The 13108-nt window shown below is 64.3% G+C and carries 14 protein-coding genes; 10 read left to right on the top strand and 4 right to left on the bottom strand.

Annotation, left to right across the window (positions count from 1 at the left end):
* The first annotated feature begins 91 nt into the window (after nt 1–91).
* From SLQ31_RS14565 to SLQ31_RS14535, 7 genes are read left to right on the top strand one after another with little or no spacing between them, the layout of a single operon-like run.
* Nucleotides 92–1264 carry an acyl-CoA dehydrogenase family protein gene (locus SLQ31_RS14565; RefSeq protein WP_319433743.1) on the top strand — a complete coding sequence of 391 codons (1173 nt, stop codon included), beginning with the start codon at nt 92–94 and terminating at the stop codon, nt 1262–1264.
* A gap of 38 nt (nt 1265–1302) precedes the next feature.
* The gene (locus SLQ31_RS14560) at nt 1303–2850 is read left to right on the top strand and encodes an acyl-CoA synthetase (RefSeq protein WP_413642124.1); all 1548 of its coding nucleotides are present in this window, start codon (nt 1303–1305) and stop codon (nt 2848–2850) included.
* Nucleotides 2851–2885: 35 nt separating this feature from the next.
* Nucleotides 2886–3371: a polyketide cyclase gene (locus SLQ31_RS14555; RefSeq protein ID WP_319433739.1), complete on the top strand. Its 486-nt coding sequence runs from the start codon at nt 2886–2888 to the stop codon at nt 3369–3371.
* Nucleotides 3368–4231 (top strand): SDR family NAD(P)-dependent oxidoreductase, encoded by an 864-nt coding sequence (locus tag SLQ31_RS14550; RefSeq protein ID WP_319433737.1) that lies wholly within the window; start codon nt 3368–3370, stop codon nt 4229–4231. Before SLQ31_RS14555 ends, SLQ31_RS14550 begins: the two co-directional genes overlap by 4 nt.
* A 1-nt stretch (nt 4232) precedes the next feature.
* Nucleotides 4233–5210: an alpha/beta hydrolase gene (locus tag SLQ31_RS14545; protein ID WP_319433736.1), complete on the top strand. Its 978-nt coding sequence runs from the start codon at nt 4233–4235 to the stop codon at nt 5208–5210.
* Nucleotides 5197–6273, top strand: a complete 1077-nt coding sequence (locus SLQ31_RS14540; protein WP_319433734.1) for a hypothetical protein — start codon at nt 5197–5199, stop codon at nt 6271–6273. Before SLQ31_RS14545 ends, SLQ31_RS14540 begins: the two co-directional genes overlap by 14 nt.
* A 34-nt stretch (nt 6274–6307) precedes the next feature.
* The gene (locus SLQ31_RS14535; RefSeq protein WP_413642297.1) at nt 6308–6736 is read left to right on the top strand and encodes a nuclear transport factor 2 family protein; all 429 of its coding nucleotides are present in this window, start codon (nt 6308–6310) and stop codon (nt 6734–6736) included.
* Here the strand turns inward: SLQ31_RS14535 and SLQ31_RS14530 are convergent.
* Nucleotides 6733–7005 carry a ferredoxin gene (locus tag SLQ31_RS14530; RefSeq protein WP_319434656.1) on the bottom strand — a complete coding sequence of 91 codons (273 nt, stop codon included), beginning with the start codon at nt 7003–7005 and terminating at the stop codon, nt 6733–6735. The genes SLQ31_RS14535 and SLQ31_RS14530 overlap by 4 nt on opposite strands.
* 2 nt (nt 7006–7007) lie before the next feature.
* Nucleotides 7008–8153: a Rieske 2Fe-2S domain-containing protein gene (locus tag SLQ31_RS14525; RefSeq protein WP_319433730.1), complete on the bottom strand. Its 1146-nt coding sequence runs from the start codon at nt 8151–8153 to the stop codon at nt 7008–7010.
* Between the two features lie 138 nt (nt 8154–8291).
* On the opposite strand from SLQ31_RS14525, the gene SLQ31_RS14520 reads away from it, so the two are divergent.
* Nucleotides 8292–9992, top strand: a complete 1701-nt coding sequence (locus SLQ31_RS14520; RefSeq protein ID WP_319433728.1) for a 3-ketosteroid-delta-1-dehydrogenase — start codon at nt 8292–8294, stop codon at nt 9990–9992.
* Here the strand turns inward: SLQ31_RS14520 and SLQ31_RS14515 are convergent.
* On the bottom strand, nt 9989–10654 hold the full coding sequence (locus SLQ31_RS14515) for a helix-turn-helix transcriptional regulator (protein WP_319433726.1): 666 nt from the start codon (nt 10652–10654) through the stop codon (nt 9989–9991). The two genes, SLQ31_RS14520 and SLQ31_RS14515, sit on opposite strands and share 4 nt — an antisense overlap.
* A gap of 101 nt (nt 10655–10755) precedes the next feature.
* On the opposite strand from SLQ31_RS14515, the gene SLQ31_RS14510 reads away from it, so the two are divergent.
* A complete protein-coding gene (locus SLQ31_RS14510) occupies nt 10756–11382 on the top strand; it encodes a PaaI family thioesterase (protein WP_319433725.1) in 627 nt (208 codons plus the stop codon).
* 12 nt (nt 11383–11394) lie between these two features.
* Nucleotides 11395–12231, top strand: coding sequence for a class II fructose-bisphosphate aldolase (locus SLQ31_RS14505; RefSeq protein WP_319433723.1), 837 nt, complete (start codon nt 11395–11397; stop codon nt 12229–12231).
* Nucleotides 12232–12236: 5 nt separating this feature from the next.
* On the opposite strand, the gene SLQ31_RS14500 is transcribed toward SLQ31_RS14505, so the two are convergent.
* The gene (locus SLQ31_RS14500; RefSeq protein ID WP_319433721.1) at nt 12237–13022 is read right to left on the bottom strand and encodes a DeoR/GlpR family DNA-binding transcription regulator; all 786 of its coding nucleotides are present in this window, start codon (nt 13020–13022) and stop codon (nt 12237–12239) included.
* Nucleotides 13023–13108 lie beyond the last annotated feature (86 nt).

Here is a 13108-nt window from a genome sequence, read left to right as displayed (position 1 = left end):
TATCGAAGAGCCGCACAACGGCGGCGATCCTCCTGTCTACTCAGCGGGAGACTGAACGGCAGCAGCTGTCCCCCGGCTTAGGGTTCCGCCCATGCAGCGCGTGCATTACGACGACGATCACCTCGCCTTCGGCGAGTTGGCCAGCAGCTTCGCCGCCAAGGAGATCGCCCCCCACATCGAGGCGTGGGAAGACGCCGGTATCGCACCCCGCGAGATCTTTGCGGCCGCAGGCGCCATCGGTCTGCTCGGCTTCGCCGCTCCCGAACAATTCGGCGGCCTGGGTACCAAGGACTTTCGCTACAACCAGATCCTCATCGAGCGCTGCATGGCGGCCCACGCCGGGAACGTCGGCTTGAGCTTCGCGGTGCACAACGACATCTGCCTGCCCTACCTCGCCGAGGTCGGCGACCCGACACAGCGAGAACGATGGCTGCCCGGCTTCGTCCGGGGCGAGTCGATCGCCGCGATCGCCATGACCGAACCAGGGGCGGGCTCTGACGTCGCCGCCATTAGCACCAGGGGCGTCGACGCCGGCGATCACTTCATCGTCAACGGTGCAAAGACGTTCATCACCAACGGCCAGAACGCCGATCTGGTGATCACCGCGGTGCGCACGTCCCCGGATCGCCACACGGGGTTGACGTTGATGGTCATCGAGCGCGGGATGCCCGGTTTCGAACGTGGCCGCAACCTCGACAAGCTCGGACTCCATTGCCAAGACACCTCGGAGCTGTCCTTCACCGACGTGGCGGTGCCCAAGGCGAACGTTCTCGGAGAAGTGGGCCGAGGATTCGAGTACCTGATGCGCAACCTGCCCCAGGAACGCATGCAGATCGCGGTGGGCAGTCTGGGCCGTGCCCGCGCAGCGCTGCAGTGGACCATTGACTACGTTCGCGAGCGCGTCGCTTTCGGCAAGCCGATCGGCGCCTTGCAGAACACCCGATTCGCGTTGGCTGATGCCGCGACCGAGGTTGCGGTTGCGGAGTCGTTCATCGACCGCTGCGTCATCGCGCTCAACGCCGGCCTGCTGACTCCTGCCGACGCCGCACAGGCCAAACTGTGGGCGACCGAAATGGAGTTTCGGGTACTCGACGGCTGTCAGCAGTTGTTCGGCGGCTACGGCTATATGCGCGAATATCCCATTGCTCGCGCTTCCATCGACGCTCGGGTCACCAGGGTGTACGGCGGAACCTCGGAGATCATGCGGGAGATCATCGGGCGGGATCTTGGCTTGGACCCCAAGCGAACCCAGGCCTCGGTGTGAGCCTCGAGGACCTCGTTCGCTCTGCCCGCAGTCACGGCTTGGGAGACATTCCGCGGCGCTCCGCTCGCCGCCAACCCGACAAGGTCGCGATCATCGACGGTGAGGTGACATTGACGTTCGCCGAGTTCGACGAGCTCGTCGACCGGGCCGCGGCGGCATTGGGAGACAGCGGGTTGGGCGCCGGTGACCGGGTAGCACTGCTGGCCCGTAATTGTTGGCAGTATGCGGTACTGGCCTTTGCCACGGCGCGGGCGGGGGTTGTACTCGTGCCCTTGAACTTCATGCTCACCGCCGAGGAGATCGCGTACATCCTGAATCACTGTCGTGCAACAGGTTTCATCGTCGAAGCCGACTTCATCGCCGTCGCCGAAGACGCGATGCGCCACGGCGGGGACGTCTCGACGCGCATCGCGATAACCACCGCCGAGTCGCCGGCGCCACCCGGCTGGACCGACTTCGAACAGTGCCTGGCCACCACGTCATCGCCACCGACGCCCGAGGTGCACGATGACCAACTGCTGAGAGTGATGTACACCAGCGGCACCGAATCACGGCCCAAGGGCGTCATGCACACCAGCCGCAGTCTGATGTGGCAGTACGTCAGCACCATCACAGCGGGATCCATGAGCGCCGACGACGTCGAAATCCACTCGCTGCCGCTCTACCACTGCGCACAGCTGGACAACTTCCTCGCGACCGACGTGTACCTCGGCGCGACGAGCATCCTGCTCCCCCGCCCCGATCCGGAGTTGGTGTTGCGCACCATCGAGCGCTACGCGGTGACCAACTATTTCGCACCGCCCACGGTGTGGATCAGCCTGTTGCGCAGCCCGGTGTTCGATCAGGTGAATCTGTCGAGCCTGCGCAAGGGGTATTACGGGGCGTCCGCGATGCCAACGGAGATCCTGCACGAAATCCGCCATCGCTTACCCGACCTCCAGCTCTGGAACTTCTACGGACAAACCGAAGTCGCGCCACTTGCCTCGGCACTGGGACCGGCAGACCAAGAGACCCACGCGGGTGCCGCTGGGCACCCCGTGCTCAACGTCGAAACCGTCATCTTGGACGAGACCGACACACCCGTGCCCGCCGGGACGATCGGCGAGATCGCCTATCGCAGTCCGCATCTCATGCTCGGATACCTCGATGACCCGCTCAAATCCGCCGAGGCGTTCCGAGGCGGCTGGTTCCACTCGGGAGACCTCGGCTTCTACGACGGCGGCGGGTTTCTCCACGTCGTGGACCGGAAGAAGGACATGATCAAGACGGGCGGCGAGAATGTCGCCAGCCGCGAGGTCGAAGAAGTGCTCTACTTGCACGCCGGCGTCGAGGAGGCCGCGGTGTTCGGGTTGCCGCATCCCGTGTGGGTGGAAGCGGTGGTGGCCGCGGTCGTTTCCCGCGCGGGCGCCGAGGTGACCGAGGACGACGTGATTGCCCACTGCCGGAAGCACCTGGCCGGGTTCAAGACTCCCAAACACATCTTCTTCGTCAGCGAGTTGCCGAAGAACCCCAGCGGGAAGCTTCTCAAACGCGACCTCCGGGAACGGTTCAGCCTGCCCGATGTTCCACTCAACGGTCACCAGTAGTGTTGCTGGCGCCTCATCGAGGTTGACTGCCGCGTATGAGCGCTGACATCACGTTGTCCGAGGTTCAAGAGTTCATCGCCGGGTTCTGGTTTCACTACGACCAGGGCCACTTCGGCGAGGTCGGCGCCCGTGTCGGCGACGAGATGGATTATCTGAGCCGCTCGGATTCCGGCAACTGCCCGTTCGAGCATCTGCTGGCTGCCGAGTTGCACGGCGGCGCCGAGACACTCGCTTGGCTGATCGAGCATCGCAGCGAAAACCCATACCCGTGCCGTCACCATGCGACCAACATCTTCCGGACCGGGACCAACGGTGACGTGACGACGGTCCGGTTCTATCTGTTCGTCAATCAGATCACCAACAACATCCCGTTCGCCGTGTCCAGCGGTGTTGTCGATGCCGGCATCCGACGCTCAACCGACGGATTTGTGTTCACCTCCATGACCGTGGTGCTCGACGCCGAGGATTCGGTGCCGTTCGCTCAGCACGCCGCTGCGGCCGCCGGCACCCAGTCGGCGTGAACGCCCGCGAGGCCTTCGCCGGCGGCGTCGCGGTGATCACCGGTGCCGGTGCCGGCATCGGTGCCGGGATCGCCCGCCACGCCAGCCGACTGGGCATGACAGTGGTGCTGGCCGACGTCGATGCTGCGGCAGTGGCGGCGCTTCGCGAAGAACTCACTGCGGCAGGCGGTTCCGCGATCGATGCGGTGTGCGACGTCCGCGACGCCGAGGCCGTGCAGGCGCTGGCCGACGACATCTACCGCGATCTGGGCGACGTGCGACTGTTGGTCAACAATGCCGGAATCGAACAGTTCGGCTACCTCTGGGACACCCCGGTCGCCAATTGGCAACGGGTGCTGGACATCAACATCAGCGGCGTCTTCCACGGCATCCGGGCGTTTCTCCCCAAGATGATGGCCACCAGCGCACCTGCCTGGGTGTGGAACCTGTCCTCGGTCGGCGGGGTTGCGGTGATTCCCCTGCAGGCGCCCTACATCGTGAGCAAGCATGCCGTGCTGGCACTCACCGAGTGCTTACATCTCGAAGTCCAGTCGGCCGGCCACGATCATCACATTCACGTTCAGGCGGTGCTGCCCGGCGCGGTGGTGTCCAATATCTTCGAGTCCGCCGGCGGCGTGCAGTCCGGAGACACCAGCGCCGCCGAAGCCCAACGCACCGCCATGCTCGACATCAAGGCCGACGCGATGGACCCGCTGGCCGCCGCCGCAGCCGTGTTCGAGCAAGCCGCCGAGGGCCGCTTCTACCTACTCACCCAACCCGAGTACGTCGGATCGGCGATGGCGGAGCGGGCACGCGTCCTGACCACCCAAGAGGCTCCCCAGTTGCGTACTCGACGCCGGTACGAGCCCACCCAGAGCTGACATGCGTATCCCCCAACTCGATCCCGATGCCGCCGAGCGCGTCGCGTCCTTCGGTGAGGTAACTCCGATGCGTGCCAGGGGATTGGCCGCCGTGCGGGCCGGCCTCGAATCCGCGCCGCGGCCCAAAATGGCGCCAATGGTCAGAATTGACGACCTGACCGCACCGGGACCCGCTGGCCCGATCCCGCTTCGCCTTTATCGCCCCACCACCGAGTCCCGTTCTCCGGTACTGGTTTACCTGCACGGCGGCGGGCTGGTGATGGGCAGCAATTACTCGTTCGAACCGCTGGCGCGCGAGTTGGCCCACGCCAGCGGAGCTGCTGTCGTCGCCGTGGAATACCGCCTGGCGCCAGAGTCGCCACCACCGGCGCAGTTCGAGGATGCCTACGCGGCCGCCGAATGGGTCGCCGACCGTGGCGATGACCTCGACCTGGACACCCGCCGGCTGGCGATCGTGGGCGACAGTGCGGGCGGCTCGCTGGCCGCTGCCGTGGCGCTGGCGGCCCGAGATCACGCCGGACCCCGAATCTGCGCGCAAGTGTTGCTCTACCCCGGCTTGGACAGGGACATGAGTGCACCGTCGATCACCTCGATGCCGGATGCGCCGATGCTGCGCCACGACGACATCGTGTACATGCACGAATTGGTCGACGGCCACGCCGGATCGCCCCACGATGCCTATCAGATCCCGGCCTATGCCGGCGATCTCACCGGACTGCCACCGGCCATCGTCGTCACCGGCGCGTGCGACCCGATCCGGGATTGGGGAGAACGTTATGCACACCGGTTGCGCGATGCGGGTGTGCAGACCACGCTGACCCGCTATCCCGGGGTGTACCACGGCTTTCTGATGCGCTCCGACACGACTGCACGCGGCCGCTTGGCGATGGCCGAGATCGGCGCATTGCTCCGGGCGAAGTTCGCCCACCAACTCTGCGACAACCTCACCACTGAAGGAGAGAACCATGCTGACCGATGAGCGGCGTCTCGAACTGTCCGATGTCCTGCGTCCCGTCGCCCCGCCGCGCGAGATCAGCAATGTCTACACCGACGAGCAGCGACAGCGGCTGCTCGACGTCGTACACGCCGAGGGCCCTTGGAAACTCATCATCGCTCAACACTTCGCGTCGGCCGACGAATTGATGGCCACCATGAGCGGTGCGTTCCCCGAGGGATTTACTCCGTCACTGGACCTGTTCCTGACCCCGACGTTCCGCGGCTATCTGGCCAACTACGGGACGGTCCTCTACCCCGAGTTGCATGACTGCTTCTACAACGCAGGCTTCATCGAGCACGCAAAGAGCTACTGGAACGCCCAGTACGCCAAGCCAGAGATGATGCTGTTCAACATCAATGGGCCGTGCGCCAACCGCGACCCAGGCCACCTCGACTCCCCCAGCTTCCGCGGGGTGCGCCATGAGAACGCCCCGACCTGGTTGTGCAGCGTGATGGGAAAGTCCGGCCTGTTCACCGAGTATCTGATCAAGATGGCGCAGGTGATCACCTGGTTCTCGCTCGATGAAGGGTCGGGTTTCACCTACTGGCCCGACGGTCCGCTCAAACCTCCCGCCCGGGTTCTCCCCCCGATCAACAACCGGGCCGTCATCGTGCAGAACGAGATGATGGTGCATCGCGGCGAAGCGAATGGCCCACTGAATCAACAAGTTCCAGCCAAATTGGCATTCGACACCGCGTTCGCCGGCGACCCCGCGGACCGCGATCAATGGCTGCTGAAGAACGGTGAGGATGTCATCGCCCGGCATCGCACCGACGAATTACGGTTCCTCGTGCACTGGTCGGCAGAAGTGTTCAGCGACTTCGATGAACTCAAGAAGAACATGGATGGGTCCGACGACATCACGATCGAGCGGGCGATCGGCATGATGGTCGACGACCTCAAAGGCAAGGGCATCACACTCGACGTGCCGAGCGAACCACTGCACGATCCACAGTTCATCGGGGCGCTCAACGCCGCTTACGACCTCGGCGGACCGACCAGCTACCCAGAGGACGCGCCGGTGAGCGCCTTTCAGTTCGCCTGAGCGTGATAGGAAAGCGAATATGAATTCAGATTCGCTGACACTGTTGCGCGATGAGCGCGATATCGAGCGAGCGCTGATCCTCTTCGCACGAGCGATGGACGATCGCGATTGGGCGACGATGGCCGAGATCCTCACCGACGATGCAGAAGGCGACTTTGGAACAGGACGCGTGGCGGGCAGCGCCGCGATCATCGGCCTGATCCGTGGATATCTCGACAGCTGTGGCCCGACCCAGCATCTGCTGGGCAATGTCGTGGTCGATGTCGCCGGTGACGTCGCGACGAGCAGGGCCTATATCCGCGACGTTCATCTCAATTCGACTGCCGACCCGTCAGTGCGTTTCTACACGCTGGGCGACTACCACGACAGCTGGCACCGAAGCGCCGATGGCCGCTGGCTCCTAGCCGAACGGATCAAAGCCAACCGGGGGTACGTCGGCCCCCTTGAAATCTTTGACTCTTAGGGGTCGACCACCGGGACGGTTCCGGCCCGTACCGCGTTAACAATCGATTCGCTGAGCGCATGGCAGGACAGAAAGAGACGGTGACGGCCATCGCCCGCTAATTGGACTGCAGTGCAACGCTCTTCACATCGATCCAGCGCGGGGCCTGTCCATTGCACACTGGTCTGATTCCAGCTGCTTTTCCGTACCTGCACGCCGGCTCCGCAGCGCCGACAGTCGACCGGGACCATCGGCGCGTCGGCGAGACGGTTATCCGGACGGATGACCATCGTCATCCCACCGGTCCGGACGCCGAGGCCCTGGCGGCGATATTAGCTTCCACTTCCTTCATCCACGCCGCGGTCGGCTGGGTGGTGTCAAGCTCGAATTCGAAGCGGTCCACCATGTCTGGCGTCACGTCCGCCGCATCCACATAGAACTGCTCGTACCAACGACGCAGCTGGTACACCGGTCCGTCCTCTTCCACCAGCAGCGGATTGTCGATGCGAGTCTTGTTGCGCCAGATCTCGACGTCCTGCTCGAAGCCCATCTTGACGAAGTCTCCGAGCCCTATCGCTGTTTGCATGGCAAGATCATCAGGCAGCTCAGTCGACTTCTTTACGATGATTCCATATTGCAACACAAAGGAATTAGCGTCGATGGGATAGTGGCAGTTGATCAGGACGGTGTGATGGTCAACGTCGGTGTAGTGATACGTCAAATCGTCGATCATGAACGACGGACCGTGGTAGGACGCCACCGAAGTCGTGCCCAACATCTGAGTTTCACCAGGTTCCCCGATATCGGGACGGCCCGCGCTGTTCATATACTGCGTTGCCACGTGGCCCTCGAAGATGTTCTTGAAATGCGTTGGCAGCGATCCGTGGATGTAGAAGAAGTGCGCCATGTCGACGACGTTGTCGATGATCTCGCGGCAGTTCGTATTAACCACCGTTGTGTACCAATGCCAATCGGTCCACTCGTCGCTCGTCGCACCCGCGATACGTGGGATCGTGGCATCCGCTGACGGTGGTTTCCGCTCGGGGTCGTTCCACACGAACAACATGCCGTCCTGCTGCAGGGTTGGCCACGCCGCGGTACGCGCCAAACGCGGCGTCCGCTTGCTGTACGGGACCAACTTGCATCGGCCGTCGCCTCCCCAACGCCAGTCATGGAACGGGCACGCGATCTCATTGCCTTTGACTGTCCCCTGCGACAAGTCGCCGCCCATGTGCCGGCAGTACCCGTCGAGCACGCTGATTGCGCCGTCCTCGCCACGAAACACCACCAACTTCTGACCGAAAGCATTGATTTGGTGTGGCTTTCCGTCTTCGAAATCCCGGACCAAGCCGAGGCAATGCCAACCTCGGGCAAACCGGGTGGGCACCGAGCCGGCGTCGATCAGCCGAACGTCGTCGGCCTCAGAATGCGTCGTCATTGTGCGTCCGTCCTTCGATCGATGGATTCGCGGGCTGATGTCCATTGAACTTCGCATGATGACGCCACAGAGGCACGCGTTCCGCTGAAAGGGATGCCGGAATCGAAATCCGGGCACTCGGCCCTATCGTCAGCAATTGTGACCCTCACCAGCCACGACACCGTCCCCGCCGGACTTGCCATCACAGACGCCGAAGTGGACCTTCTCGTCGTCGGATCAGGTACCGGGCTCGCCGCCGCACTGGCGGCCCGCGAGCTGGGATTGTCCGTTCTCGTTGTCGAGAAGTCGTCCTACGTCGGCGGCTCAACAGCCCGATCCGGCGGCGCGCTGTGGCTACCCGCCAGCGCGGTGATCGAGGAATGCGGTGGCGTTGACTCCGCGGCCCGGGCGCAGACCTACCTCGATGCCGTCGTCGCCGGCTCCGCCCCGCAAGAGCGCTCGACGGCCTACGTCAAAGGCCTGCCCGCGACCATCGCCATGCTGCGCCGCACCACGCCGATGAAACTGTTCTGGGCCAAGGATTACTCCGACTACCACCCCGAGGCACCCGGTGGATCGGCCGCCGGCCGGACGTGCGAATGCCGTCCGCTGGACACCGCGATGCTTGGCGAGTACCTACCCGATCTACGTCCGGGCATCATGGAGGCCAGCATTCCGATGCCGACCACCGGCGCGGACTACCGCTGGATGAACCTCATGAGCCGGGTGCCACGCAAGGGGTTGCCCACCATCGTCAAGCGGCTTGCGCAGGGCGTCGGGGGCCTGGCACTCGGCCGGCGTTACGCCGCCGGCGGCCAGGCCTTGGCCGCTGGTCTTTTCGCCGGAGCGATTCGTGCCGGGATCCCGATCTGGCTCAACACCGCCCTTACCGAGTTGGTCACCGACGGAACCAGCGTCACCGGCGCAATCGTCGAGCACGGCGGCAAGACCGTCACCATCACCGCACGGCGCGGCGTCGTGCTCGCCGCTGGTGGCTTCGACCACAGTATGGACATGCGGTGGAAGTTCCAATCAGACAGCCTTGCAAGCAATCTCAGCCTCGGTGCGGAATCCAATACCGGCGATGCGATTCGGATCGGCCAGGACATGGGCGCGGACATCGCGCTGATGGATCAGTCGTGGTGGTTCCCCGCTGTCGCGCCCCTGCCGGGTGCGGCCCCGGCGGTGATGCTGGCCGAGCGGTCACTGCCCGGATCGTTCATCGTCGACCAGAACGGTCAGCGATTCGCCAACGAATCATCCGACTACATGAGTTTCGGGCAGCGACTTCTCCAGCTCGAAGCCGCGGGAACACCGGTGGACAACATGTGGATCATCTTCGACCAGAAGTATCGCAACAGCTACGTCTTCGCCGCGGAACTGTTCCCCCGCATGCCCATCCCGCGCACATGGTATGACGCCGGAATCGCTGTTCGGGCAGACGATTTCAGTGAGCTGGCCACCAACATGGGTGTTCCTGTCGATGGCCTCCGCGCGACGGTGGCCCGGTTCAACGAGAACGCGTTCGCCGGCGAGGATCCCGACTTCGAACGCGGCCGCAGTGCATACGACCGCTATTACGGCGACCCGACGGTGACCCCGAACCCCAATTTGCGGCCGCTGGTCAAGGGACCGTTCTACGCCGTCAAGATGGTGCTCAGCGACTTGGGTACCTGCGGTGGTCTGCGTGCCGATGAGCGCGCCCGCGTGCTCCGTGAAGACGGGACTGTCATCGATGGGCTGTACGCGATCGGCAACACTGCGGCCAACGCGTTCGGAAAGACCTACCCCGGCGCTGGTGCGACGATCGCGCAAGGACTTGTTTACGGCTACCTCGCCGCCCTCGACGCGGCGAACTAGTCGACGTCTTCGGCGTCGGCTCTCCGCTCGATCTCATACCAATAGGCCGGATCCGGCCACGGAATCTTGGCGCCCTCACCGACTTTCGGGAAGTTGGCCTCCGCCTCGTCGAGATCTTTGATCAATCTCAATGTGAGCTCACGTTCGGATGCGTAGTAGCGTTCTGCCCAGTCCAGCGCGATCTTGGCGTACGCCCATGACGGATCGGCGGCAGCCCATCGGGCTTCCTTGGCGGCACTACGTTGCATATCGTCGATATAAGCGATGTGGTCTTGAAGCATCTGCTTGAGCGCGGCGGGATCACTCAGATGTCCCAACGTCACCCGCAAGATCGCCGGGTGTTTGAGCGACGGCGGCTCCAGCGGGGCTTCGCGTGCCCACCGGGTGACAGCCTCCATGCCGGTTGCGGTGATCTTGTAGAGGCGGCGGTTACGCGTAGCGGCGTCGTCCAGCCGCGAGGTGAGTAGACCCAGCTTCTCCAGTTTTTTCAGCTCGGAATAGATCTGACTGAAGGCCGGGCTGCCGTAGTAGTAGCGCATGCTCCAGTCGATCCACTTGCGGATGTCATAACCCGACAGTTCGGTCTCGTACGAGAGCATCCCGAGCAGTGCCCATCCAGTCGCCGACAGCGGCGGCTTGGTCGCAGGCTCAGGTTCAGTCACCGTTTCAGGGTATCAATCCAGGTCACACGGTTTCGCCTCTACCAACCGCTGGCTGGGACGCCGCGTTGCACAGCGGCCGGCACTGCCACCAACCTTGGCGGATGCACCCCGAGGCGCTTTACGCGGCACTCACCGACTCCGTTCGCCGGCTCGTCGATGTCACCATCCGCAGTCAATCCGGCCCCGACGGCATCGCCTCGGCGAAAGCGAAAATCGATGCCGCGGCTGATGAATTGAGCGACACCCTCATCCCCGGATCTTTCGGCGTCCAACAGGACAGCGACGGGCGACCGCGGGCATGGGGCAACGCCGTCATCGGACTGCGCAACGCGTTGGCTCCCCCTCTCGTGGTCCACCACGAAGCCGACGGAACTGTCTGGGCCGACGTCATTCTGGGCGCGGCCTACGAAGGACCACCCGGTCATGTGCACGGTGGAATCTGCGCGCTACTGCTGGATCACGTGCTCGGCGCAACCGCACACAAACCCGGCCGGCCAGCGGTCACCGGAACGCTCACTTTGCGCTACGAGCTGGGGACGCGACTCGGGCAGCTGCGGGCCGAGGCTCACGTCGACCGAGTAGACGGCGCGAAGACCTACGCCGTCGGGCAATTGGTCACCGCAGACGGCGTTACCGTCCGCGCGGAAGGTGTGTTCATTCACCCGCGCGACGCGCCGTCCGCCGGGCCCGTCCCCGGCTCCGTGCTGGACACGGGGGCACCCCGCTGATAGGACAGGCAGATGCCGCTCGCCCGAACCGCCGATCTCGTCGCCGCCGCTTACCGCGAAGGATCGGGAGTGCTTGCCTGCAACGTCATCACGCTCGAACACGCCGAGGCCATCGTCGCCGGAGCCGAACACGTTGGTAGGCCGGTGATTCTGCAGCTGAGCGAGAACGCCGTCAAATTCCACCATGGCAATCTGGCGCCGATCGCCGCTGCTGCCAGCGCCGTGGCCGCAGCGGCGGCAGTCGACGTATCGGTTCATCTCGACCATGTGGAGGATGAACAGCTTCTGCATGCGTGCGCCGCCACCAGCGCTTCGTCGATCATGTTCGATGCGTCCACCCTGGACTATGCCGCCAACGTCGCGGCCACCAAAGCCGCTGCGCAGTGGGCACATCGAGAGGGCTTGTTCCTGGAGGCCGAACTCGGCGAAGTCGGCGGAAAGGACGGTGCGCATGCGCCGGGCGTGCGCACCGACCCCGACGAGGCGGCCGAGTTCGTCGCAGCCACCGGCGTTGATGCGTTGGCTGTCGCGGTCGGCAGCTCCCACGCGATGTCCGAGCGCAGTGCCGCCCTGGATTTCGAGCTCATCAAGCGCCTGCGGGCGGCGATATCGGTTCCCCTTGTGCTGCACGGCTCTTCAGGTGTCGCCGACACCGATCTACGTAAGGCCGTCGAGGCGGGAATCACCAAGATCAATGTGGGCACGCTGCTCAACGTCCGGTTCACCGACGCGGTGCGCGCCTACTTGGCCGCCGACCCGAAGGTCAACGATCCCCGCCGCTACCTCTCGCCCGCGCGCGATGCGGTCGCCGAGTCAGTGTCCGCCCTGATTGCCGCGATCCACGGATAGTCGCCTCAGTCGTCGCCCACCTCGACCACGTGTACGTGCACCCCAGCCGCGACGATCCGCTCCAGCTGAACCGGGTCGGCGGTGGAATCGGTCACCAAGTGATCGATCTCGTTGAGTGTCACCATCTTTGCGAGCGTGACCTTGCCGATCTTGGAGCCGTCGACGGCGACGACGACCTGTTGCGCGCTGGCGGCCATGGCCATTGCGGTGCGCGCTTCAGCCTCGTCGAACGTGGTCGCCCCCACCTCCGCCGACATCCCATCGGCGCCAAGGACTGCGGTGCCGACGTTGATCACCTGAAATGCGTGCTCAGACATGGGGCCGACCGCTTCCAGCGAGTTCGCCCGCACCAGACCGCCGGTCACAATCACCTTCATGTGCGCGTCGACGGCGCAATCAGCGGCGATCGTCAGGGAGTTCGTGACGATCGTCATCTGGGGCCGGCCTTTCAGCGATCGTGCGACCTCACCCGTCGTGATCCCGCCGGTCAGCGCCACCGCCTGCGGACCGGCAGGCACCAGCGCGGCGGCATGCTGGGCAATCCGCCGTTTGATGGCGATCGTCCGGTGATCACGCAACCGGACTGGAATCTCGCTGTCGCTGGGGTCGAGGGCGCGGGCCCCGCCGTGCGTCCGGACCAGGAGGCCTTGATCTTCGAGCTCGAAGAGGTCGCGCCGCAGCGTCGCGGCCGATACCCGCAACTCGGCACGTAACGCCTGCGAGTCGACCTCGCCGCGCTCGCGCAGTAGTGACAGCACCTCACGCATCCGATCGGTGCGCCTGGTCGACACGGCATTGCCTCCTTCGGTTCGCAGGCCGGTGCGCTGGTCAAACGATCAGTTTTAGTGATCACTTGACGCCATTGCGTTGCGCACTC

It is taken from the genome of Mycobacterium sp. RTGN5, from assembly GCF_033804465.1.
Lineage (GTDB): Bacteria > Actinomycetota > Actinomycetes > Mycobacteriales > Mycobacteriaceae > Mycobacterium.
This window is presented reverse-complemented; position numbering and strand designations above follow the sequence as displayed.

Bases quoted from the DNA above. Each gene is read 5' to 3' on its own strand.
- SLQ31_RS14540 (WP_319433734.1), top strand. From the start codon at position 5,197: ATGCTGACCGATGAGCGGCGTCTCGAACTGTCCGATGTCCTGCGTCCC.
- SLQ31_RS14555 (WP_319433739.1), top strand. From the start codon at position 2,886: ATGAGCGCTGACATCACGTTGTCCGAGGTTCAAGAGTTCATCGCCGGG.
- SLQ31_RS14525 (WP_319433730.1), bottom strand. From the start codon at position 8,153: ATGACGACGCATTCTGAGGCCGACGACGTTCGGCTGATCGACGCCGGC.
- SLQ31_RS14530 (WP_319434656.1), bottom strand. From the start codon at position 7,005: ATGGTCATCCGTCCGGATAACCGTCTCGCCGACGCGCCGATGGTCCCG.
- SLQ31_RS14545 (WP_319433736.1), top strand. From the start codon at position 4,233: ATGCGTATCCCCCAACTCGATCCCGATGCCGCCGAGCGCGTCGCGTCC.
- SLQ31_RS14510 (WP_319433725.1), top strand. From the start codon at position 10,756: ATGCACCCCGAGGCGCTTTACGCGGCACTCACCGACTCCGTTCGCCGG.
- SLQ31_RS14565 (WP_319433743.1), top strand. From the start codon at position 92: ATGCAGCGCGTGCATTACGACGACGATCACCTCGCCTTCGGCGAGTTG.
- SLQ31_RS14505 (WP_319433723.1), top strand. From the start codon at position 11,395: ATGCCGCTCGCCCGAACCGCCGATCTCGTCGCCGCCGCTTACCGCGAA.